16 protein-coding genes are annotated in these 21,563 nt (G+C 71.8%); 11 read left to right on the plus strand and 5 right to left on the minus strand.

What is annotated here, in order from left to right:
• Positions 1–92: 92 nt before the first annotated feature.
• The 7 genes from BFF77_RS01470 (at position 93) to BFF77_RS01500 (ending at position 7,912) form a co-directional block, all read left to right on the plus strand.
• Positions 93–1,016, plus strand: coding sequence for a response regulator transcription factor (locus BFF77_RS01470; protein WP_079124721.1), 924 nt, complete (start codon positions 93–95; stop codon positions 1,014–1,016).
• 352 nt (positions 1,017–1,368) lie between these two features.
• Complete coding sequence (locus BFF77_RS01475; protein WP_066942947.1) at positions 1,369–2,232, plus strand: hypothetical protein; 864 nt, start codon at positions 1,369–1,371, stop codon at positions 2,230–2,232.
• Positions 2,232–4,067, plus strand: coding sequence for an asparagine synthase (glutamine-hydrolyzing) (gene asnB, locus BFF77_RS01480; protein ID WP_066942949.1), 1,836 nt, complete (start codon positions 2,232–2,234; stop codon positions 4,065–4,067). The genes BFF77_RS01475 and asnB overlap by 1 nt, the downstream gene beginning before the upstream one ends.
• Positions 4,064–4,600 (plus strand): flavin reductase family protein, encoded by a 537-nt coding sequence (locus BFF77_RS01485; protein ID WP_169922592.1) that lies wholly within the window; start codon positions 4,064–4,066, stop codon positions 4,598–4,600. The genes asnB and BFF77_RS01485 overlap by 4 nt, the downstream gene beginning before the upstream one ends.
• Positions 4,597–6,099 carry a 4-hydroxyphenylacetate 3-hydroxylase family protein gene (locus BFF77_RS01490; protein ID WP_066942951.1) on the plus strand — a complete coding sequence of 501 codons (1,503 nt, stop codon included), beginning with the start codon at positions 4,597–4,599 and terminating at the stop codon, positions 6,097–6,099. The genes BFF77_RS01485 and BFF77_RS01490 overlap by 4 nt, the downstream gene beginning before the upstream one ends.
• Complete coding sequence (locus BFF77_RS01495; protein ID WP_066942953.1) at positions 6,096–6,950, plus strand: class I SAM-dependent methyltransferase; 855 nt, start codon at positions 6,096–6,098, stop codon at positions 6,948–6,950. The genes BFF77_RS01490 and BFF77_RS01495 overlap by 4 nt, the downstream gene beginning before the upstream one ends.
• Before the next feature lie 80 nt (positions 6,951–7,030).
• Positions 7,031–7,912 carry a helix-turn-helix domain-containing protein gene (locus BFF77_RS01500; RefSeq protein WP_066942955.1) on the plus strand — a complete coding sequence of 294 codons (882 nt, stop codon included), beginning with the start codon at positions 7,031–7,033 and terminating at the stop codon, positions 7,910–7,912.
• On the opposite strand, the gene BFF77_RS01505 is transcribed toward BFF77_RS01500, so the two are convergent.
• A complete protein-coding gene (locus BFF77_RS01505; protein WP_169922593.1) occupies positions 7,900–9,129 on the minus strand; it encodes an MFS transporter in 1,230 nt (409 codons plus the stop codon). The two genes, BFF77_RS01500 and BFF77_RS01505, sit on opposite strands and share 13 nt — an antisense overlap.
• A gap of 275 nt (positions 9,130–9,404) precedes the next feature.
• Positions 9,405–10,490 (minus strand): ATP-grasp domain-containing protein, encoded by a 1,086-nt coding sequence (locus BFF77_RS01510; RefSeq protein WP_169922594.1) that lies wholly within the window; start codon positions 10,488–10,490, stop codon positions 9,405–9,407.
• 608 nt (positions 10,491–11,098) lie between these two features.
• Between BFF77_RS01510 and BFF77_RS01515 the strand changes: the two genes are divergently transcribed.
• Positions 11,099–12,031, plus strand: coding sequence for a LysR family transcriptional regulator (locus tag BFF77_RS01515; RefSeq protein WP_066942956.1), 933 nt, complete (start codon positions 11,099–11,101; stop codon positions 12,029–12,031).
• Between the two features lie 147 nt (positions 12,032–12,178).
• Here the strand turns inward: BFF77_RS01515 and BFF77_RS01520 are convergent, their stop codons facing one another.
• Complete coding sequence (locus BFF77_RS01520; protein WP_066942990.1) at positions 12,179–13,819, minus strand: FadD7 family fatty acid--CoA ligase; 1,641 nt, start codon at positions 13,817–13,819, stop codon at positions 12,179–12,181.
• Between the two features lie 288 nt (positions 13,820–14,107).
• Between BFF77_RS01520 and oxc the strand changes: the two genes are divergently transcribed.
• The 3 genes from oxc to BFF77_RS01535 all read left to right on the plus strand — a co-directional run bounded on the left by oxc (position 14,108) and on the right by BFF77_RS01535 (position 18,702).
• Positions 14,108–15,865 carry an oxalyl-CoA decarboxylase gene (gene oxc, locus BFF77_RS01525; RefSeq protein ID WP_066942958.1) on the plus strand — a complete coding sequence of 586 codons (1,758 nt, stop codon included), beginning with the start codon at positions 14,108–14,110 and terminating at the stop codon, positions 15,863–15,865.
• A 121-nt stretch (positions 15,866–15,986) separates the two neighbouring features.
• Positions 15,987–17,243, plus strand: a complete 1,257-nt coding sequence (gene frc, locus BFF77_RS01530; protein WP_066942960.1) for a formyl-CoA transferase — start codon at positions 15,987–15,989, stop codon at positions 17,241–17,243.
• Positions 17,244–17,373: 130 nt separating this feature from the next.
• Positions 17,374–18,702 carry an NAD(P)/FAD-dependent oxidoreductase gene (locus tag BFF77_RS01535; protein WP_245703042.1) on the plus strand — a complete coding sequence of 443 codons (1,329 nt, stop codon included), beginning with the start codon at positions 17,374–17,376 and terminating at the stop codon, positions 18,700–18,702.
• A gap of 434 nt (positions 18,703–19,136) precedes the next feature.
• Here BFF77_RS01535 and BFF77_RS01540 read toward each other — a convergent pair whose 3' ends face one another.
• Both BFF77_RS01540 and BFF77_RS01545 read right to left on the minus strand, forming a co-directional pair.
• On the minus strand, positions 19,137–20,603 hold the full coding sequence (locus tag BFF77_RS01540) for a mucin-5B (RefSeq protein ID WP_066942962.1): 1,467 nt from the start codon (positions 20,601–20,603) through the stop codon (positions 19,137–19,139).
• The gene (locus BFF77_RS01545) at positions 20,603–21,562 is read right to left on the minus strand and encodes a substrate-binding domain-containing protein (RefSeq protein WP_245703044.1); all 960 of its coding nucleotides are present in this window, start codon (positions 21,560–21,562) and stop codon (positions 20,603–20,605) included. The genes BFF77_RS01540 and BFF77_RS01545 overlap by 1 nt, the downstream gene beginning before the upstream one ends.
• Position 21,563 lies beyond the last annotated feature (1 nt).

Raw genomic sequence — 21,563 nt, forward strand, 5'->3', positions numbered from 1 at the left:
CGTATCCGAGGGGAACGCAGCGCGATGCCATACCACTTCCGAGAACGTGCTCCCAGAACGGCCGTCGCCCTCCGCCGGAGGGGTGGCCGGCCATGGAACTCCTGACCGGGGCGGACCCGGGCGCCGGGCGTGGACGGCGGCAGCCGGCGCGCCGCGCGCCGCGCGCGCTGCTCGGGCGTACGGGCCCCGAGGCGCTGCACACCGAGATCGACAACCCGCTCGATCTGATCGCGGGCCATCAGATGCTCGCCGAGCAGGAGGACCGCGCACCGGGCCTGACGGCCTCGCCGCGGCTCAACCCGGCACCCGTGGGCTGCGCCTGCGGCCATCCGCTGTGCACGGAGTCCGCCCACCGCGAGCGGCTGCCCACCCGGGTGTTCCTGGTGGAGCGCCATCCGGTGGCGTGCGCAGGACTGCGCAGTGTGCTCGGGCCCGTGCCGGACATGGCGGTGGTCGGCAGCTCGGGCGATCCGGACCGGGCGCTGGAGGCCGTACGCAGGATCCGTCCCGATGTCGTCCTGCTCGGCGGCGGCGACACGCTGGGCGACGACCTGTCCGCCGTGGTCCGGCTGCGCGGCCCGGAGGGCTTCCCGGGCGCGCGGGTGCTGCTGCTGCGGCGGGCCGAGAGCACCACGGAGGCGAGCAGGATGCTGCTCGCCGGGGCGAGCGGCTGCTTCCCGCTCGAACTGGCGGAGGACCGGATCATCAGTACGGTGTCGATGGCGGCGGCCGGCGCGACGGTCTTCCTGCCGGCGCCGCCTCCGGTCCAGGTCCATCCCGCCAGCCTGGCCGGCCACGCGGGCGAACCACTGCCGCAGCACTGCGGGCTGACGGGCCGTGAACGCCAGGTGCTCGCGCAGCTCGCCCGGGGTCTGAGCAACGCGGAGATCGGCCGCGAACTCGCCCTCGCGGAAGCGACGGTGAAGAAGCACCTCACCCAGGCGATGCGCAAGACGGGCCAGTCGGACCGCCTGCGGGCAGCGCTCTACGCCCACCGCCACGGCCTGGCGGGCTGACCCGGCCCGGGGCGCACGGCGCGCACGCCCACCGGGGCGACGACGGGGGTCCGGCGCCGCGCGCCGCGCCGGACCCGTCCCACCGGCGCGCGGCGGAGGCCCGGCTCCGGTGAACAGCGGCCTCCCGCGTTCAGGACAGGCTCAAGGGCGGGCCCCTGACGGGTGCCCGCCCTTCGGCGTGCCCGCCGGCGGCCCGTCCTTTGCGGGGCGACCTTTGGAGCATCCCGCGTGGGCCCATCGTCGCCGTTACCGACTCCGTTCGGGGCTTCTGGGGGCCATGGCGGCGTACCTAGCGTTACGGGCGGACCAGGAGTCGCCCGGTCCTCATCCACGCCTGGCCAAGGAGATCCCGATGAGCGATGCGGCCGAAGGAGGCATCGCCCGCGCCGGTTCGCGCGACACCGTCGCGGACGGTACCGGTACACCGCCCGAGACGGAATCCGCCGACAGCGGACGCGCCCGGACGACGGTCCTGCCGGACGACGGCACGGCCGGCGGCGCCGTACGACCCGAGAAGTCCCGCAACCCGTACCGCTCGATGCCGGACGCGGAGCGCTCCGCCCTGTGGCGGCAGCGGCTCCACGAGGCCGAGGCCGGTCTCACCGGGCTGCTCGCCTCGCTCGGCGACGAGGTCCATCTGACCGACTGGTTCGCCCTCCAGGCCGAGCTGTTCGCCGATCTGCCGGATCCGCGCACCGCTCCGGCCGCCGAATGGCAGCGGGTCTTCTTCCGGGACCAAGCACTGATGGAACGTTTCCTCGTGGCCCGTTACGGCGAGGCGATACTCGCCGACTGGGCACGCGCCAACGCCGGGGTGCACCGCCAGGTGGAACCCGACCACGGCCGGGGCGCCGGCGATCCCGTCCACCGGATCGCCCGTCAGGCCGAACTCTACGGTTCCGACTACGAGTTCGACGACGAGTTCGAGGACGACGACACCGCGCCGGCGGGCCTCACGCACGCCGCGCTCACCATCACCCACTGCGCCATCTGGGACTACCGCGAGCAGGCCCGCCGCAACGGCGTACGGCTCACCCTCGCCTCGCCCTGCACGTACTGCACCGAGGCCCTGAGCGCCAATATCCGCGCCAAGGGCTATGTGCCCGCGCACCAGTTGCGCACCGGCCCCACCGGGCACGGCTGCCGCTGGGAGGCCACCGCGCCTCCCGTCCCGGGCGCCGCGCCCTCCCCCACCGACGAACTCCAGGAGCCCTGATGTGCGGAGTCACCGGCTGGATCGACTGGGAAACCGATCTCCGGAACGAGGAGGCGACGCTCCGGGCCATGACCGCGACGCTCGCCTGCCGCGGTCCGGACGACTCCGGCGTCCTGCTCTCCCGGCACGCCGCCCTCGGCCACCGCAGACTCGCCGTCATCGCTCCCGACGACGGCGCCCAGCCCATGGGCACCGTCACCGGTGACGGGCCGCGCACGGTGCTGACCTACAACGGCGAGCTGTACAACTACCCGGAGCTGCGCGAGGAGCTGCGCTCGCTCGGCCACGAGTTCCGTACCCGCTCCGACACGGAGGTCGTCCTCCGTGCCCATCTCCAGTGGGGCGCCGACGCGCCCCGCCGCTTCAACGGGATCTTCGCGTACGCGCTGTGGGACGACCGCGCGCGGGAACTCCTGCTGGTGCGCGACCACTTGGGCGTCAAACCGCTGTACTGGCATCCGCACGCCTCCGGGGTGCTCTTCGGCTCCGAGCCCAAGGCCGTACTCGCCCATCCCCTCTTCCACGCCGAACTCGACGCCGAGGGCGTGGCCGAACTGTTCGCCCTGCCCGCCGCGCCGACCGCGGGCCACGGCGTCTTCCGCGGGCTGCACGAGGTGCTCCCCGGCCAGACCGTCACCGTACGGCGCGGCGGGACCCGGACCGCCCTCTACTGGCGGCCCACCGCCCGTGCCCACCCCGACGATCCCGCGACCACCCGCGAGAGGGTGCGGGCGCTGCTCGCCGACACCGTCGAACGCCAGCTCCTCAGCGATGTCCCGCTCTGCACACTGCTCTCCGGCGGTGTCGACTCCAGCGCCGTCACCGCCCTCGCGGCGGCGGCGCGGGAGCGCGCGGGCCACTCCAAGGTGACCAGCTTCTCGGTGGACTTCCCCGGCAGCGCCGACCGCGCGCCCGACGCCTGGCGCACCGGCGCGGACGCGCCCTTCGTCCGGGCCGCCGCCGAGCACATCGGCACCCTCCACACCTCCGTGCTCATCCCGGACGACGACCTGCTGGAGGCCCGTGACGCGGTGCTGCGCGCCCGGGACCGGCCCGGCTGGGGCGAGATGGACGCGTCGCTGCACCTCCTCTTCCGCGAGGTGCGCAGACGTTCCACGGTGGCCCTGTCCGGGGAGGCCGCCGACGAGATCTTCGGCGGCTACCCCTACTTCCACGATCCCGCGGCGCTCGCCGCGGACACCTTCCCTTGGCTGCACGGCCGCACCACTCCGGCCGCGCTGCTGCGTCCCGAGGTGGCCGCCGAGGTCAGGCCCGGGGAGTACACCGCCGAGCAGTACCGCCGCTCGCTGGCCGGCGTACCGCGGCTGGAGGGCGAGGAGGGCGCCGACCGCCGTATCCGCGAGATCTTCCATCTCGCGCTCACCCGCTGGCTGCCGCCGCTCCTGGAACGGGTGGACCGGGTCAGCATGTCCGTCGGTCTGGAGGTCCGGGTGCCGTTCTGCGACCACCGGCTGGTGGAGTACGTGGCGAACGTGCCCTGGGCGGTCAAGACGCCCGGCGGCCGGTCCAAGGGCCTGCTGCGCGACGCCGTACGCGATCTGCTGCCCCCGCAGGTCGCCGACCGGCCCAAGAGCGGCTACCCCTCCACGCCCGCCGTGCGCTACACGGAGGTGCTCACGGCCCGCGCGCACGAACTGCTCGCCGACTCCCAGGCGCCGGTGTTCGACCTGGTCGACCGGGAGACCGTACGCCGCGCGCTCGCCGAGGGCCGTCCGCTGCCCAGCCCGCGCACCGCGCCCAACCCGGTCGGCGGGCTCGACCATCTCGTGCAGGTCGACGAGTGGCTGCGCGCGTACCGGGTGAGGCTGCGGTGAGCGCGGCCCGCCGGCCCGTCCGCGGCGCCGAGGCGGAGGCGTACCGAGGTGCCGCGCGGCGCTGGACCACCGGTGTCGCCGTGCTCACCGCGCGCTCCGGCGAGGACGTCTTCGCCAAGACGGTCTCCTCGCTGTGCACCCTCTCCCTGGAGCCGCTGCTGATCAGTGTGGCGGTCGACGCCCGCAGTCCGCTGGCGGCGGCGGTACGCGCCAGCGCCCGGTACGCCGTGTCCGTACTGGGCGCGGCCCAGGAGCCGCTCGCCCGGCGGTTCGCCTCTCCCGGGGCCGGTCACGCCCTCGGCTTCTTCACCCACGCCCCGATGCGCGAGGACACCGGAGCGCCCGTCCTGGAGGACAGCCTCGCCTGGTTCGACTGCCGGCTGCACAGCGTCCTGCCGGGCGGCGACCACGCCGTTCTCGTCGGCCGGGTGGTCGAGGCGGACGTCGGTCAGGGCGAGCCGCTGCTGTACCACGACGGCCGCTACCGCACTCTCCACCACCAACCGATGACGTCGACAGGAGCCCGCGCATGACCCGACTGGACACCTCGGCACCGGGGAAGGGGCCGGGGAGGGGCCTGCTCACCGGCGACCGCTACCGGGCCGAGCTGAACGACGGCCGCGAACTGTACCTGGACGGCGCGCGTGTCACCGACACCGCGGCGCACCCGGCCTTCCGGCCCGCCGTCGACGAGCTGGCCCGGCTGCTCGACCTCCAGCACGATCCCGCCCATCACGAGCTGCTCACCTGGAAGGACCCGGACACCGGAGCGCGGCTGGCCCGTGGCTACCAGCCGCCGCGCACCCTGGAGGAGCTGCGCGTACAGCGGCGCAGCGCCGAGTTCTGGCACGCCGAGTCCCTCGGCCAGCACGGCCGTTCGCCCGCCTTCATGGCGTCCATCGCCGTCGGTGTGCACGACTTCCGCCATCAGCTGGAGCGGGCGCGTCCGGGCTTCGGCGCCAACGCCGAGGCGTGGTACCGCCATTGCGCGGCCAACGACCTGGTGCTCTCGCACGCCCTCGGCGACCCCCAGATCGACCGCTCCACCGATCCGGTCGACGATCCCGATCTCGCCCTGCGGGTGCTGGAGGAGAACGACCGCGGCATCGTCGTACGCGGCGCCAAGCAGCTCACCACGCTCGCGCCCCTCGCCCATGAGGTGCTCGTCTATCTCTCGGCGTCCTTCACCCAGCGCCGCGGCGAGCAGTTCGTGGTCTGGTTCGCGCTGCCGCTCAACACTCCCGGTCTGGTGACGCTGTGCCGCGAGCCGCTCGGCAGCAGTCCCTGGGGCCATGCCCATCCGCTGGGCGCGCGCTTCGACGAGCAGGACGCCATGCTGTTCTTCGACGACGTGACGGTGCCCTGGGACCGGGTGTTCCTGCTGCGCGACGGTGAGCTGGCCCGGCGCGGACTGGGCCGGATCAACGCCTGGAGCGCGTACATCGGCCATGTCCGCTACCGGGAGCGGCTGCGGACGCTGCTGGCCACGGCCACCCTTGTCGCCGAGAGCATCGGTGTGGACGGCTTCCGCAACATCCAGGAGGACCTCGGCCGGCTGGCCGGCTACGCCGAACTGACCGAACTCTTCCTGGACGCCGCCGAGGCCAGGGCCACCGTCACCGACAGCGGTCTGCTGGCCCCGGGCGACACCGCCGCCAGCCGTGTCTGGTCCGCGGAGGTCGCCGAGAGCGCCGTCGCCATCGTGCGCGGGATCGGCGCCTCGGGGCTGCTGATGCAGCCCACCGAGAACGATCTCGCACATCCCCGGCTGCGCCCGCATCTCGACCGGTACATGCGCGGACGGGGCATCGACGCCGAGCGCAAGTCCCGGCTGTTCCGGCTCGCCTGGGAACTCACCGGCGACGCCTTCGGACAGCGCCAGCATCTGTACGAGTACGTCCACCGCGGCGATCTGGCCCGCAACCGCATCAACCTCTACAAGCGGTACGACCAGAGCGCCGTCCGGGAACGGCTCCAACGGCTCATCGACGTACCCGCCCCGCCCGCCGCTCCTCAGGAGGTCAGTCCGTGACCGCGTCCGCCACCGAGATCCAGGCCCGTACGCTCGCCGGCTACGCGCACGCCAGCGCGCTGCGGCAGATCCACGACCGCGACTGGGTGCTCGACCGGGTGACCGGCGAGCCCGAGGTGCTGCTCGATCTCGGCAGCGGCATCGGCCAGTTGCTGCACGAGGCACTTGAGCGGCACCCGTCCCTGCGGCTGGCCGTCGGCCTGGAGCGCTCCGAGCACCGGATCGCCGAGGCCGCCGAGCTGCTGAGCGCCCGGGGCGACCGGGTCCGGCTGCACCGGGCCGATCTGACGGCGCCGCCCGAACTGCCGGAACTGCCCGACGGCGCCGACGTGGTGACCATGACGTCGGTGCTGCACTGGCTCTATCCGGACGAGGAGCGGACGCTCGACTGGATCAGCCGTCAACTCGCCCCGGACGGGGTCTTCCTGCTGACGACCTACCATCCGGACCGGGACGCGCACGGGCTGGGCGGCGAGGACGACCTCGTCCGTGACGCGCTGGTGGCCCTCGGCACCGAACGGAGCGCGGTGCCCTCGGTGTTCTCCGACGGCGGCGTCCTGCCCATCGCGACCAGGACCCGTACGGAGAGCGAACTGGGCGCGCTGCTGGAGCGGTTCTTCCACGTCGACTCCTCCCTGGAGCGCGACGCGGTGGTCACCGTCGAGAGCGGGAGCCAGTACGAGCACTTCCACGCGGCGACCTTCGGCGACTACTACGCCCGGCTCCTCGAACCGGCCGGGCGCGCGGCCTTCTTCACCGCGGTCGGCGAGAGCGCCTGGCGGCGCCAGCGCGAGCGGGGCCGGGTCAGCGAGATGCCCGTACGGCTCTGGCGGCTCACCCCGCGCCGGTGAGCGTCCGACTACGCTGAGAGGGCGGGCACCCGGACCCGGCGGGCCCGCCGACACCCGTCCTGTCCGGCCGAGGAGCCACGATGTCAACTCCCCTCCCCAGCGCGAAACTCGGCGCGTTCCTCCGAGCCCACCGAGAGCTGCTCAAGCCCGCCGACGTCGGGCTGGTGGCCACCGCGCGCCGGCGCACCCCCGGGCTGCGCCGGGAGGAGGTGGCCTCGCTCTCGGGCGTGGGACTGGCCTGGTACACCTGGCTGGAGCAGGGCCGGGTGACCGCTTCCCGGCAGGTGCTGGGCGCGGTCACCCGGGCGCTGCGGCTCGACGCGGCCGGGCAGCGGCACGCGATGCGGCTGGCCGGCTACCACGATCCCGCGCTCCCGGCGGAGGAGGACGGCGGCGGCGGTGGACTGGCCGCCGCCGTCCAGCCGGTGCTGGACTCCTGGACCGCCAGTCCGGCCGTCCTGCTGGACCGGTACTTCGATCTGCTGGGCTGGAACACCGCGTGGGGAGCCCTGTGGGGCAGCCCGGACACCGTTCCCGAGGACCGCCGCAATCTGATGTGGCTGATGGTGGCCGACCAGCGGCTGCGGACGGTGCTGCGGGACTGGGAGCCGCTGGCCATGAACGTGTTCCAGCACTTCCGCGCGCAGGCGGGCCCGGCGCTGGAGGATCCCCGTACCGACGAGGTCTACCGGCGTCTGGACGAGGACGCGCCGGAGCTCCGCCACTGGTGGGGATGCCACTCGGTGGCGGAGCTGACGGCCCGTACGGTCGTCGTGGAGCCGGCCGGGATCGGCAGGACCGAGCTGTCGCTCTCGTCCTTCCACCCGGTGGACGACCCGAGCGCGCTGGTGCTGCTCTTCACACCGGTGTCCGCCACGGACCGCGCCCGGATGGGAGCCCTCACCGAGCGGCCTCTGCGGTCCGTCGATCCGGGCGCGGGCGCGGGACGTCAGGCCGGCTGATCCTGCCGTACGGCCTTCTTCGGGCCCGCGCCGACCGTGAGCGCGCCCAGCGCCGCGAGGACCGCCAGACCGGTACCGATGACCAGGGTGCCGGTGGTGACCTCGGCGAAGGATCCCACCGCCCAGGCGCCGATGCCGGTGCCCGCGTACATGGTCGAGGTCAGCCAGGCGCTGGAGGTCGCGCGCAGCTCCGGATCGACGGTGCCCGCCAGCGTCTGCTGGTCGGTGACGAAGCCGCCGCTGGCCACGAACCACACGACCACGCCGGCGAGCGCGAGCACCGGTCCCGGGCCCCAGGCCGACAGGGTGATGCCCGCCGCCATCACGACTCCCCACACGGGCAGCAGCGGCACCTGGTTGCCTCCGGCCGCGCGGGCCCGGTCGCCCAGCCGGCCGCCGAGCAGGGAGCCGGCCACACTGCCCGCGCCGACCAGGATGCCGACGAGTCCGAGTTCCGAGACGGACAGGTCGAAGCGGTCGACGAGCAGGGCGCCCAGGAAGGTGTAGGCACCGAGATTGGCCGCGTGGAAGACCGTGTTGACGGTGAGCGCCTTGCGCAGCGTCGGATCGCTCCATCCGGCGAGCACGGCCCTGACCGCGCCGACCTGGGCCGGCCGGCCGGTGCTCGCGGGGAGCTGGCGCAGCAGCAGAGGCAGCGCGAGGGCGGTGGCCACGGCCATGGCGAGGAACGCGGAGCGCCAGCCGGCCCGGCCGGCGAGCACCGCGCCGAGCGGTACGCCGATCACCTGGCCGCAGGAGAAGAGCGCCATGCCGAGGCCGAGGGCCCGGCCACGCACCCGGTCGGGCGCGGTCTCGGCGATATGGGCCCAGATCGCGGGGCCCGCGGCGGCGGCGGCGAGACCGGCGACGGCGCGCGAGACGACCAGCAGCGCCAGTCCGGTGGAGAGCGCGGCGATGGCGTTGGACACGAGGAAGAGCGCGGCACCGGCCAACAGGGTCCGCCGCCGTCCGAACCGGTCGCTGAGCAGACCGAGGAACGGCGCGCAGATCGCGTACACGAGGACGTACGCGGTCACACTGGAGGCCGCGGCGGCCTCGCTGACGTCGATGTCCTCCGCGATGGTCGGCAGGAGCGGAGAGACCAGGAAGGTCTCCGTGCCGAAGAGGAAGAGCAGGGCGAAGACGCCGGCGTACCGCAGTCGGTCGAAGGTCTCGGATGCGGTGTCGGGGGCGTGCGCGTCCGGGGGACCGCTCAAGGGGATCACTGCCTTTCGGGCGTCGTGGGGAGTCCCGGCGGCGACGGGGGCCGTACGGGAGAAGCCACGTGCGGCTCCGGCGGCGGCAGGGACCGTCCGGCCCCGCCATGCTGCTCGGGACGCGCGGACGCAACCAGGCAGGCGTTCATCCTGTGACCCCAGGTCACAGTCACCCCAGGAGAGGGCGTGATCGGTCCGGTGGAGCTGAGGGCGGTGGAGGGCGGTGCCCCCCACCGTTCTTCTCATGTCCCGGCGACCGGCCGGGAACTCAGCTTCTAGACAAGTGGCGCCGCACTGACGGCAGTTGCCCCGACGGGCACGGGCGGGGCAAGAGGCTCGGGCGACATGACGGGCCTCGGCGGGAGAAGAGGCCCGGGCGCAAGGACGGACTCGGACGGGCCGATGGCCATGACGGACTCGGTGACGGCGACACGGCCGCCCAGCCGGGGTGCCAGCCGACCGGGATCGCCCGTCAGCAGCAGACGTACCGCGGCCCACGGGAGGTTCACTCCGGCGAAGGCGGTCTGGAAGATTCCGGCGGAGGCCCGTGGGTTGGCCTCCAGCAGGATCGGCCGGCCGTGCCAGTGGCGCAGCTGGACGTTGGAGAGATAGGCGAGCCGGAAATGGCTCACCAGGCGCTGGGCTATGGCGGTCAGGGCGGGGGCGTCGAGTAGATGGCGGTAGCGCCCGTCCTTGGAGCGGGCGACACAGGTGACCATCTCGCCGCCCGGGGCCGAGAGGCAGTCGATGCTCACCTCCGGGTCGTCCAGATAGGGCATCACGATGAACTCGGGGACCTTCTCGCCCTGGTCCGCCGCCCGGTCCAGCGCGTCGGCCACCGCGCCGACGGAGGCGATCGGCCGCGCCGGTGCGAGCAGATCCTGCATGCGCAGGGGTTCGTCGTCGAGGATACGGAAGCCGAACGCCGAGAACTCTCCGGCGGGTTTGATACAGGCGGTGCTGCCCGCGTCGGCTATCTGCCGTGCCGCCGCGCGGAGTTGCTCGCCGTCGGAGACGATCCACCAGGGCGGTACGGGGACACCGATCGCCTGGGCGGCCTCGTAGGTCAGACTCTTGCTGGTCAGTGTGGAGACCGCGGCGGCCGGTGAGCACATGAGCTTCGTGCCGTCCGCGGCGAAGGCGTCGGCGTAGGGCGCGAGCGCGTCCAGTCGCCGGGGCGGTATCAGGACGTCGATGGCGTGCCGGCGGCAGAAGTCGAGGGCGAACTCGGCGTAGGCCGCGTTGCTCACCCGGTGTGGTTCGACTTCGCCCACGTCACAGGCCGCGAGCGCGGGAGCGTGCCGGCTGATGTTGGAGCCGTAGATACGGACATCGGTGGCGTCGGGGTTCTCACGCAACATCCGGGCCACCTCGGTGGCGGCGACCCCCGCGCTGCTGAGCCAGATGCGAAGTGCTATCGGGAACGCTCCCCTCGGACAGGGCGACATGGCCGCGCGGCACGGGAAATCAGCCCGGGGGAACCCTCCGGTGCCGGAAAACCACGGCCTGCGCGGCGGTGCGCAATCGGGTGTGTAGAGCGGATGATAGCCCGGATGGGCTGCGGTTTTGTACGTTCGGCGGCAGGCCCTCCCGGTCCGCGCGACGGCGGTCGCCCCCCGCGCGGACGGGCGTCCGCGACGACGGCGCACCGCCCGCCGGACCTGCCCGGGCCTGCCCGTGCCGAAACCCCTCCGGCCCCCCGTCCCCGGGAGAACCGGCCCCGGTCCCCTCGCCCCGGCGTCCGCCCCGCGGCGCGCGCGGCCGGAGACGATCGGGTGCGCGGCGGGCGGTGGTGACCGGGGGCTCGGCCGGATGCGGTGTCCGTGGCCGCAGGTCAGCGGGGCGGCGCGGCACGGGACGGCCGTTCGACCGTGGATCAGTGGGATGATTCCGGGTGTCACCGGAGCGACGGAAGCCCGCGCTCCGGTTTCGGTGCGGTGCCGTGTGCCGAGGCAGGGAGGAGTCGCTGATGCTGTTCCGTCAGTTGGAGTATTTCGTGGCGGTGGCCAGGGAGAGGCACTTCGCGCGGGCGGCGGAATCCTGTTACGTGTCGCAGCCCGCGCTCTCGGCGGCGATCGCCAAGCTCGAACGCGAGCTCAACGTCACGCTGATCAACCGGGGGCACAACTACGAGGGCCTCACCCCGGAGGGCGAGCGGCTCGTCGTCTGGGCCAAGCGGATCCTCGCCGAGCAGGACGCGTTCAAGGCCGAGGTGGCCGCCGTGCAGTCGGGCATCACCGGGACGTTGCGGCTGGGCACGGAACCCACGGCGTCGACGACCCTGGCACTGCCCGTCGCCGCCTTCTGCGGCGCGCACCCGCTGGCCAAGGTCCAGGTGCGTTCCCGGCTCTCGGCCCGGGAACTCCACCGCCAGCTCAGGGAGTTCGAGCTGGACGCGGCGATCGCGCACTTCGCCCCCGAGGACCGGGAGAGCCTGCAAGTGGTGCCGCTGTACCAGGAGAGGTACGTACTCCTCGCGTCGGGCGACCAGCTGATGCCCCAGACCAACACCATGACCTGGGCGGACGCGGCCCAGTTGCCGCTCGCCCTGCTGACGCCCGACATGCGTATCCGTCAGCTCATCGACAACGTGTTCGCGGACAGCGGTGTCGTGGTGACTCCGCAGGTGGAGACGGACTCGGTGGCCTCCCTCTACGCCCATGTGGGCGTCGGCGACTGGGCCAGCATCGTGCCGCACACCTGGCTGCGCGCGATGCCGGTGATCGGCAGGCCGAGGGCCGTCCGGCTGGTCGCCCCGGACGCCAGGGCACAGGTCTCGGTCGCGATCCACGCGGCGACCCCGGGATCGATCGCGGCGCGGGCGTTCGTGAACGCGGCGACGGGTCTGTCACTGGACGAGTTCTTCGACCAGCCGCTCCCGGCCGAGCACCGCGTCAGATAGGGCCGGACGCGGCCCCGGCCGGCCGGGCCCCGCGGGGAGGTCGGGGCCCGGGGTTCCGGAGGAGGTCGGGGCCCGGCAGCGTCGGGACCCGGGAGGATCGGGACCCGGCAGTGTCGGGGCCGGGCCCCGCGGCGCCGTCCCCGGGTGTCACTTCGATTCCGCGTACCGCTTCTCCACCGCGCGCCGGTCCAGTCCGCCCTTCGCCGTGTGGGGCAGCGCCGCGACGATCTCCAGCCGGTCGGGCACCTCGGCGGGGGACAGCCGGTCGCGGCAGTACTGGAGGATCTGCCCGGAGCCGAGGATCTCGTCGTCGCGTACGACCACGACGGCCCCGACCCGCTGCCCGTAGTGCGCGTCCGGCACCGGGAACACGGCCGCCTCGGACACCCCGGGACAGCCGGCGAGCACGTCCTCCACATGCTCGGGTGAGATCTTCTCGCCGCCGCGGTTGATGAGGTTCTTGATGTGCCCGGTGAGGAACAGATATCCGTCCTCGTCCAGTGAGCCCAGATCACCCGTGCGGAACCAGCCGTCGGCGAAGCTCCCCGCCGTCCCGTCCGGGTCGCCGAGATAGCCGCGCATGACGGTGGGACCCTGCACCCACACCTCGCCCTGGGCGCCGACCGGGCACATGCGCCCGCCGCGGTCGACGACCCGCAGGTCCACTCCGCTGGTCCGGCCGACGGACCCCTGTTTCAGCGGCCCCCACTCCGGCAGCGGTTCGCTGGTCGTCTGGTGCGTGGTCTCGGTCATCCCGTACGCGGACAGCAGCGGCGCCCCGAGCGTGCGTTCCAGCGCGCGCTGCGTGGCCGCGTTGAGCGGGGCGCTGCAACTGCGTACGAATCTCAGCGGCGCGAGCTCCGGGCCCGGATACTCCGTCGCCGACCGGTCCAGGAGGATCTCGTGGATGGTGGGGACCGCGGTGAACCAGCTCGCGCCCACGGCCTGCACGTCGTCCCAGAACGTGTGCGCCGAGAACCGTCCGCGCTCGGGGAGCAGGACGCAGCCCCCGCTGGCCAGCGAGGCCAGCAGGGCCGCGAAGAGCCCGTGACCGTGGAAGAACGGCATCACCGCGACCGTCGCGTCGCCGGGTCCGAGTTCGTAGGTGGCGCAGATGCCCCGTACGGAGGCCGCCACATTGGCATGGGTCAGCGGGACCATCTTGGCCCGGTCGGTGGTTCCCGAGGTGAACAGCACGAGGGCGTCGTCGCCGGTCAGCTCGCCGGCCGCGCCTCGTACGTCCCGCTCCCCGTCCCGCACGCCACGCGCCCCGTCGCCGGGCCCGCCCTCCCCCGTACCGAGCGTGACCGTCGCGCTCCCGTCGCGGGAGACGTCCACGCGCACCGTCCACGACGGCGTTCCGTCGGCCTCCGAGGCCGTCCCTGCGCCGGCCGCGAGCGGGCCGGTGAGGACCGCCCGCGTGCCCAGCGCGTCGAGCCTTGCGGACGTCTCCGGCCGCGACAGGGCGGGATCGACCGGCGCGACCACCAGCCCGGCCCGGGCCGCGCCCAGCAGTGCGACCACGAACTCGGCGGTGTTGGCGCAGACGAGACCCACCGCGTCACCGCGCCGCAGCCCCGCGCCGCCGAGGCGCTCGGCCATGTCGTCGGCCAGGGCCGCGAGGGTGCCGTAGGACAGGTCCGCCCGGTTGCCGGTGACGGTGACGACGAGCGCCCGGGCGCCCGGACAGTCGCGTACCTGGCGGTCCAGAAGATCCACGAGGCCCGTGACCGCCGGGGGCCGGTACCGGTTCGTGTCGCACACGGACGCCGTAGTGGGAACGGCCATGACCACCATCTCCTCGCTCTGGAACTCATACCGGATCTGAGGAATCTGAGGAAACCGTCATCTGTGAGCCTGCGCTGGCGAGAAGTGTGCGTCCAATACGCACTGGTGAACAGTTGATAGCAAACGTTTATCAAGCGAGTTGCCGCGCTTCCCGCGCTCCCGCGACCAGCATCAATAAATGCTGTTTATCGGTTGGTCGCCGATAGGTCTTGGACGGGCGAACGCGCGCCGAACAAGGTGGGACAAGAAGCCGCACAGGCATGACCGCCCAAGGAGGACCTCGGAGCCATGACCGCCCCTTCCGCACTGGAGACCGCGTCGACCGCCGACGTTCCGGCCGAGGCCGAGCTCACCGACGGGTACCACCTGGTCGTCGACGCGCTGAAGCTGAACGACGTCGACACCATCTACGGGGTGGTCGGCATCCCGATCACCGACCTGGCCCGCCTCGCCCAGGCCCAGGGCATCCGCTACATCGGCTTCCGCCACGAGAGCAACGCCGGTCACGCGGCGGCGGCGGCCGGTTACCTCACGAAACGGCCGGGCGTCGCCCTGACGGTGTCCGCGCCGGGCTTCCTCAACGGACTGGTCGCACTCGCGAACGCCACCACGAACTGTTTCCCGATGGTGCAGATATCCGGCTCCAGCGAGCGGCACCTCGTCGACCTCAAGCAGGGCGACTACGAGGAGATGGACCAGCTCGCCGCCGCTCAGCCGTTCGTGAAGGCCGCGTACCGCGTGAGCCGCGTCGAGGATATCGGCCGCGGTATCGCCCGCGCGCTGCGCACCGCGATCTCGGGCCGGCCCGGCGGTGTGTATCTCGACATCCCGGCCGCGGTGCTCGGCTCGATCATGGACGCGGAGGAGGGTGCCAAGACGCTGAGCCGTCTTGTCGACCCGGCGCCGCGCCAGCTTCCGGCCCCCGAGGCCGTGGACCGCGCGATCGAGATCCTGGCGGGCGCCCGGCGCCCGCTGGTGGTGCTCGGCAAGGGCGCCGCGTACGCGCAGGCCGACGAGCGGATCCGTGAGTTCATCGAGTCCACGGGAATCCCGTACGTACCGATGTCGATGGCGAAGGGCCTGCTGCCCGACAACCACCCCCAGTCGGCCGCCACCGCCCGCTCGCTCGCGCTGCGCAAGGCCGATGTCGTGGTGCTCCTCGGCGCCCGGCTGAACTGGCTGCTCAACCACGGCGAGGCACCGCAGTGGAACCCGGACGCCAAGTTCATCCAGGTGGACATCGAGCCCAAGGAGCTGGACAGCAACCAGCCCATCGCCGCCCCGCTCGTCGGAGACATCGAGTCGGTGCTCGAAGTGCTCGCCGAGCGGACCAAGCCCGGCCAGATCACCGCTCCCACCGCCTGGCGTGAGGAGCTGGCGGCGCGCTCGGCGCAGAACGTCGCCAAGATGGCGGAGCGTCTCAAGGCCGACCCGCACCCGATGCAGTTCATGGGCGCCCTCAAGGCCGTACGGGACGTCGTCCACGAGCGCCCCGAGACGTACATCGTCAACGAGGGCGCCAACGCGCTGGACATCGCGCGCAACGTGATCGACATGCAGGTGCCGCGCCACCGCCTCGACAGCGGTACCTGGGGTGTCATGGGCATCGGCATGGGCTACGCGATCGCCGCGGCCGTCGAGACCGGCGCGCCGGTCGTGGCCGTGGAGGGCGACAGCGCCTTCGGCTTCAGCGGCATGGAGCTGGAGACGATCTGCCGCTACAAGCTGCCCGTCGTCACCGTCATCATGAACAACGGCGGTGTCTACCGCGGCGACGACATCAACCCGCTGGAGACCGACCCGTCGCCGACGACCCTGATGCTCCAGGCGCGCCACGACCTGATGATCGAGGCGTTCGGCGGCAAGGGCTACCGCGCGACCACGCCCGCCGAGGTCACCGCCGCCCTCACCGAGGCGCTGGCCTCGGGCGGCCCGGCGCTCATCGACTGCGCCATCGACCCCTCGGCCGGTACCGAGAGCGGCCACATCGCGCATCTCAACCCGAAGGGCATCACCGTCGGCAACATCACGCCGGCGAAGAAGTAGCCGTCGCGCGCGGACGTTCCGCCCTCCCCCGAACCCCGCGCGCTCTCCTGAACCCCGCGCGTACTCAGCACACCGCACACTCCACCCTCGCACCGAGATCATTCACGAGAAGGAAGCCAACATGAGTGAAAAGCCGCTCGCCGGAATCAAGGTGATCGACTTCACCGGGGTCCAGGCCGGTCCGGCGTGTACCCAGATGCTCGCCTGGTTCGGCGCCGACGTCATCAAGGTCGAGCGCCCCCAGGGCGGCGACGTGACCCGCAACCAGCTCCGGGACATCCCCGACCTCGACGCGCTCTACTTCACCATGCTGAACAGCAACAAGCGCTCGCTGGCCATCAACACCAAGACCGCCGAGGGCAAGGAGGTCATGGAGAAGCTGATCCGCGAGTCGGACATCCTGGTCGAGAACTTCGCGCCGGGCGCCATGGACCGTATGGGTCTGAGCTGGGAGCACATCCACGCGCTCAACCCGCGTCTGATCTTCGGCTCGGTCAAGGGCTTCAACGACGACTCGTCGTGGAACGACCTCAAGGTGTACGAGAACGTCGCCCAGGCCGCCGGTGGCGCCGCGTCCACCACGGGATTCTGGGACGGCCCGCCGACCATCAGCGGCTCGGCCCTCGGTGACAGCAACACCGGCATGCACCTGCTGATCGGCCTGCTGACCGCGATCATCCAGCGCAACGCGACCGGCCTGGGACAGAAGGTGTCGGTGTCCATGCAGGACGCCGTGCTGAACCTGACCCGCGTCAAGCTCCGCGACCAGCAGCGCCTGGACAAGATCGGCTTCCTGGAGGAGTACCCCCAGTACCCGCACGGCGAGTTCGGCGAGGCGGTGCCCCGCGGCGGCAACGCCGGCGGCGGTGGCCAGCCCGGCTGGATCCTGAAGTGCAAGGGCTGGGAGACCGACCCCAACGCCTACATCTACTTCACGATCCAGGAGCAGAACTGGAAGCGCACCGCTGAGGCCATCGGCCACCCCGAGTGGGTCGAGGACCCGGACTACACGACCGCCCGGGCCCGCCAGCCGCGCATCATGGAGATCTTCGGCGAGATCGAGAAGTGGCTGGCCGACAAGACCAAGTACGAGGCGGTCGACATCCTGCGCGAGTGGGAGGTGCCCTGCGCCCCCGTGCTCAGCATGAAGGAGCTCGCCGAGGACCCCGACATGCGCAAGAGCGGCACGATCGTCGAGGTCGAGCAGAAGGAGCGCGGTACGTACCTGACCGTGGGCAGCCCGGTCAAGTTCTCCGCCTTCAAGCCCGACATCAAGGGCGCGCCGCTGCTCGGCGAGCACACGGACGAGGTTCTCGCGGACCTCGGCTACGACGCGAACGACATCCGCAAGCTGCACGAGGACAAGGTCGTCGCCTGACGCGGTGAGACGCGTCCCGACGACCGCTTCCCGGGTGCCCCGCGCGCGATCCGCGTGCAGGGCACCCGTCTGCGTGCGCGGTCCGCACGAAGGGGCTGCCCGGCGCCGGGACCGTTCCTAAGCTGTGTCCGTGACTGTGACACAGGAAACGTACGACTCCGTCGTGATCGGCGCCGGAGTCCTGGGCTGTTCGGTGGCCTACGCGCTGGCCCGGGACGGACGGCGCGTCTGTGTGGTCGACCGCAACGCCTCGGCCGGCAGCGGATCCACGAGCGCCTCCTCGGCGATCGTGCGCTACAACTACTCGACCTTCGCCGGCGTGGCCAGTGCCTGGGAGTCCGCGCACATCTGGCGGGACTGGGCACATCATCTCGGCACCGGCGAGGGGACGGGTCTGGCCCGCTTCATCAAAACGGGCGGGCTCTCCCTGGACGCTCCCGGCCAGGACCGGCAAAAGGTGCTCGGCCTCTTCGACCGTGTCGGCGTGCCGTACGAGGTCTGGGACGAGGCCCGGTTGCGCGAGCGGATGCCGCTGCTGGACACCGGGCGCCACCATCCGCCCAAGGCGATCACCGACGACGCCTTCTGGGACGACCCCACCGGCTCGCTCACCGGCTACTGGACCCCGGACAGCGGTTTCATCGACGATCCGCAGCTCGCGGCCCGCAATCTGATGGACGCCGCGGTGCGCCACGGCGCCCGTTTCCGGTTCCGTTCGCCCGTCGTCCGTGTCGACCGCACCCACGGCGCCGACGGCACCGGCCGTGTGGCGGGCATCGGCCTGGCCGACGGTACGGTCCTGTCGGCGCCGGTCGTGGTGAATGTCGCCGGACCGCACTCGGGCGCCGTCAATGGACTGGCCGGGGTGACGGACGGTTTCCGTGTCCGTACCCGTCCCCTGCGCCAGGAGGTCCACGAAGTGCGCGCGCCCGAGGGCTACGGCCCGGACGGCGCGGGCCCGCTGGTGGCCGATCTGGATCTGGGCACCTACTTCCGCGGCACGCCCAGCGGCGGGATCATCGTCGGCGGGACCGAGCCGGAGTGCGACGTCCTGCAATGGCTGGACGATCCCGACGACTACGGCGTCCACCCGAGCAGAGCGGTCCACGACGCCCAGCTCTACCGCGCGGCCCGCCGTCTGCCCACCCTGACCGTCCCGGGCACACCACGCGGGACAGCCGGGGTGTACGACGTGTCCGACGACTGGATCCCGGTCTACGACAGAACCGATCTGCCCGGCTACTACGTGGCGATCGGCAGCAGCGGCAACCAGTTCAAGAACGCGCCCGTGGTCGGCCGGTATCTCGCCGCGATCATCTCCGCCTGCGAGGACGGCCGCGACCACGACACCGACCCGGTCGAGGTGGATCTGCCCCGCACCGGCCACCGTGTGGACCTGTCGCACTACAGCCGGCTGCGTACCGTCAACCGCGACAGCAGCTTCAGCGTGATGGGCTGACCACCGGCGCGGCCCGCTCCCGGGCGGGAGCGGCAGACCCTCCGAGGCGCAGGGCCCCACGCCGGGGCCGCCGCTCCGCGCCCGGTCCATGACACCCGGTCGATGAGAAGCGGCCCCACCGGCGAGGGGGTGCGCCGGTGGGGCCGGGGAGCCCGTCCGGCCGGGAGGGTAGGCCGCGAGCTCGGCTCATCAGTCCCCTGCCCCGGTTCGGACGACGTATGCCTGGCGACCCCCGGCCAGGCGTCCGTCCTGGTTCCCCTTCCTTCCGCCTCCTAGGCCCTGTCCGGTCGATNNCCTCCCGTGCCGTTCAGGCCACGGGGGAGCATCGCAAGGCGGAGGATCGCCCGTGTACTGGACGTACCCGGGCGACTCCGACAACGCGGCGAGGTGCCGTGCCAGGCGTTCCGGGCCCGAGAAGATCGGTCGGACAGGGCCTAGTCCTTCTTCTGCTTCGCGGCCGTCTGGGGCACGTACAGCTTGATGTCGGTCAGGCTCGCGCTTCCCTCGTACACATTGGTGTACAGGTCACCGATGACGAAGGAGTCCGGGTACGCGGAACCGGCCGGCCACTGGTCGGGCCACCGCGCGCTGCCGTTGTTGTCGTTCTGCACGAGCGTGTTGTTGAAGCGGCCGTCGTACTCGCCCGGCTTGACGTTGTAGTGCCAGATCGGCTGGTTGTTGACGATGAAGTTCCGGTGGAAGCGCAGTGTCTTCTGCCCGACCCGGGCGAAGTTGCCGCTGGCCTCCAGGGTGTAGCCGGTGGCGTCGCGCTCGATGGCGAAGACGTAGTCCTGGTTGGGCATCAGTTCCGGCTGGAGCTCCGCCGCCGAGGTGAGCTGCTGCTCGGCCACCCCGCCCGAGCAACTGGACATGAACCACTGCGAGTTACCCGCGAGGCCGCCCTTGCCCGGCGTCCAGTTGGGGAGCCCGCTGATCCACATGTTGACGGTGTTGAAGCTGCTGTCCCGGTAGTTGTAGTACGTGTTGGTGGAGGAGTTGCAGACCCGGCCGCCGGTGCCGCTGCCGACCCGGTCGGGGTGCTGGGAGAAGGAGTCCATCAGCACCTTGCGGCGGTAGTGCCAGAAGTGATTGTTCCGCGGCGCGGGATCCGCGAAGTCGACGATCGACAGATAGTGGAAGCCGTTGTAGCCGTAGTTGCCCTGACGGACGTCCTGCCACTCGCAGTACGGCGCCGACGCGTCGCCCTCCCAGCCCGGGCTGTTGGAGCCCTCGCCCCACGGGTGCTGTGTCTTGCAGCCGTCCTTGCTGTATCCGTTGATCCGGTTGTCGTAGTCGATCGTGCCGTTCCGTTTCCCGCCGAAGTCGATGGTCTTCAGCCGGTACTCGACACGGTACTGGTCGGGAAGCTGCTCGGTGGGGCGGAAGATGGCGCCCCCGGTGTGATCGGGCACCTTGAGCTGGGCGACCGTCTTTCCGGCCGCCCTGCCGTTCGTGATGGACGGCGCCTTCTCGATCCGGCCGTCCTTGTTCCAGTCGCGGGCGGAGAGCGAGGCGGTCAGCCAGCCGCCGTCGCCCACCGGGAACTCCTTGCGGTAGGTGTCGAAGGAGTTGAACGCGGTGTTCCAGGCGGGGCCGTAGTCATTGGCGTACCACCGGCCGTTGTCCTCCATGATCGTGTCGAACGGCTCGGCGTAGGTCTCGCGCGTCCACGGAGCGCCGCCGGGGTCGAGCCTCTTCGAGAAGTCCTCGGAGTGCAGCAGCCGCCAGGCCACCTTGGAATCCCTGCCCTGCGGCTCCGGCGCCGCGGACGCGGTGCCGAGCGAGAGCGGCAGGACGAGCGCGCCGCAGACGAGGCCCGTCAGCGCGTAGTGGTGCTTCCGTCGCGGCCGTAACCGCGCAAGGACACGGACACGAGTGTTGCTCGTGGGAGTGCGGCTCATCAGAAGTTGCCCTTCGGGTCGTAGTACTTCCGCGCGTTCTCCTTGGTGACACGTGGTGAGGGAACGACCGTGTCCTTCTCGGTCTTCTTGCCGTCGAGAATGTCCACGGCCCTGTCCAGACCGAGACTGCCGATCACATCGGCGTCGTTGAGGCCCGTGACGAGGTAGTTGGTACCGTCGAGGATCGCCTTGAGCGCCTCCGCCTGCCCGTCGACGCCCGCCAGCACGATCTTGTCGTCGCGGCCCGCGTCCTTGATCGCGCGCTGCGCGCCCAGGCACATGGCGTCGTTCTCGCAGAAGACGGCGTCGATGTCCGCGTGCGAGGCGAGCAGGCTCTCCATCACGTTCAGTCCGCCGTCGGAGCTCCAGTTGCCGAAGTCGGGCGCCTCGACCAGCTCGATACCGGGCGCGTTCTCCAGAGCCGCCTTCACCCCGTCCGTACGGGCCCGGCCGATGCTGTTGTCCGCGGGACCGCCCTTGACCAGGGCGACCTTGCCGCCGTTGGGCAGCCGCTGCGCCAGGAACTCCCCGTTCTGCTTGCCGATCGCCTCGTTGTCCGGGCCGATCCAGCTGCTGTACGTACCGGTCTGGAACTTGCGGTCGACCAGGACGGCGGGTTTGCCGGCCGCCTTGAGCGAGTTGAGAACGGCGGGCGCCGACTCCAGCGGGCCGCCCGAGACGATCACCGCGTCGACGTTCTTGCTCAGCAGGTCCTCGACGTTGGAGGCGAGTTTGGCCGCGTCACCGCCCGCGTCGGTGCTGACGATCTCGACGTCCTTCTTCTCCGCCCGCGCCTTGATGGCCCGGTCCATACCGTTGAAGTAGGGCCCGCTGAGAGTGAAGTTGGCGACGCCGATGGTGTACGAACCGTCCCCCGCGCCTCCGGCGCCGCCGGAGGAGCAGCCGGCCAGCGCGGCGGCGAGGGCTCCGGTCACCAGCACGCCGGATATTTTCCTCATG

Source organism: Streptomyces lushanensis (assembly GCF_001700515.1).
GTDB classification, from domain to species: Bacteria; Actinomycetota; Actinomycetes; order Streptomycetales; family Streptomycetaceae; genus Streptomyces; species Streptomyces lushanensis.

Coding starts and splice junctions, on each gene's coding strand:
- BFF77_RS01470 (WP_079124721.1), top strand. CDS start 93: ATGGAACTCCTGACCGGGGCGGACCCGGGCGCCGGGCGTGGACGGCGG.
- BFF77_RS01475 (WP_066942947.1), top strand. CDS start 1,369: ATGAGCGATGCGGCCGAAGGAGGCATCGCCCGCGCCGGTTCGCGCGAC.
- asnB (WP_066942949.1), top strand. CDS start 2,232: ATGTGCGGAGTCACCGGCTGGATCGACTGGGAAACCGATCTCCGGAAC.
- BFF77_RS01490 (WP_066942951.1), top strand. CDS start 4,597: ATGACCCGACTGGACACCTCGGCACCGGGGAAGGGGCCGGGGAGGGGC.
- BFF77_RS01500 (WP_066942955.1), top strand. CDS start 7,031: ATGTCAACTCCCCTCCCCAGCGCGAAACTCGGCGCGTTCCTCCGAGCC.
- BFF77_RS01510 (WP_169922594.1), bottom strand. CDS start 10,490: ATGTTGCGTGAGAACCCCGACGCCACCGATGTCCGTATCTACGGCTCC.
- BFF77_RS01515 (WP_066942956.1), top strand. CDS start 11,099: ATGCTGTTCCGTCAGTTGGAGTATTTCGTGGCGGTGGCCAGGGAGAGG.
- BFF77_RS01520 (WP_066942990.1), bottom strand. CDS start 13,819: ATGGCCGTTCCCACTACGGCGTCCGTGTGCGACACGAACCGGTACCGG.
- oxc (WP_066942958.1), top strand. CDS start 14,108: ATGACCGCCCCTTCCGCACTGGAGACCGCGTCGACCGCCGACGTTCCG.
- frc (WP_066942960.1), top strand. CDS start 15,987: ATGAGTGAAAAGCCGCTCGCCGGAATCAAGGTGATCGACTTCACCGGG.
- BFF77_RS01540 (WP_066942962.1), bottom strand. CDS start 20,603: ATGAGCCGCACTCCCACGAGCAACACTCGTGTCCGTGTCCTTGCGCGG.
- BFF77_RS01545 (WP_245703044.1), bottom strand. CDS start 21,562: ATGAGGAAAATATCCGGCGTGCTGGTGACCGGAGCCCTCGCCGCCGCG.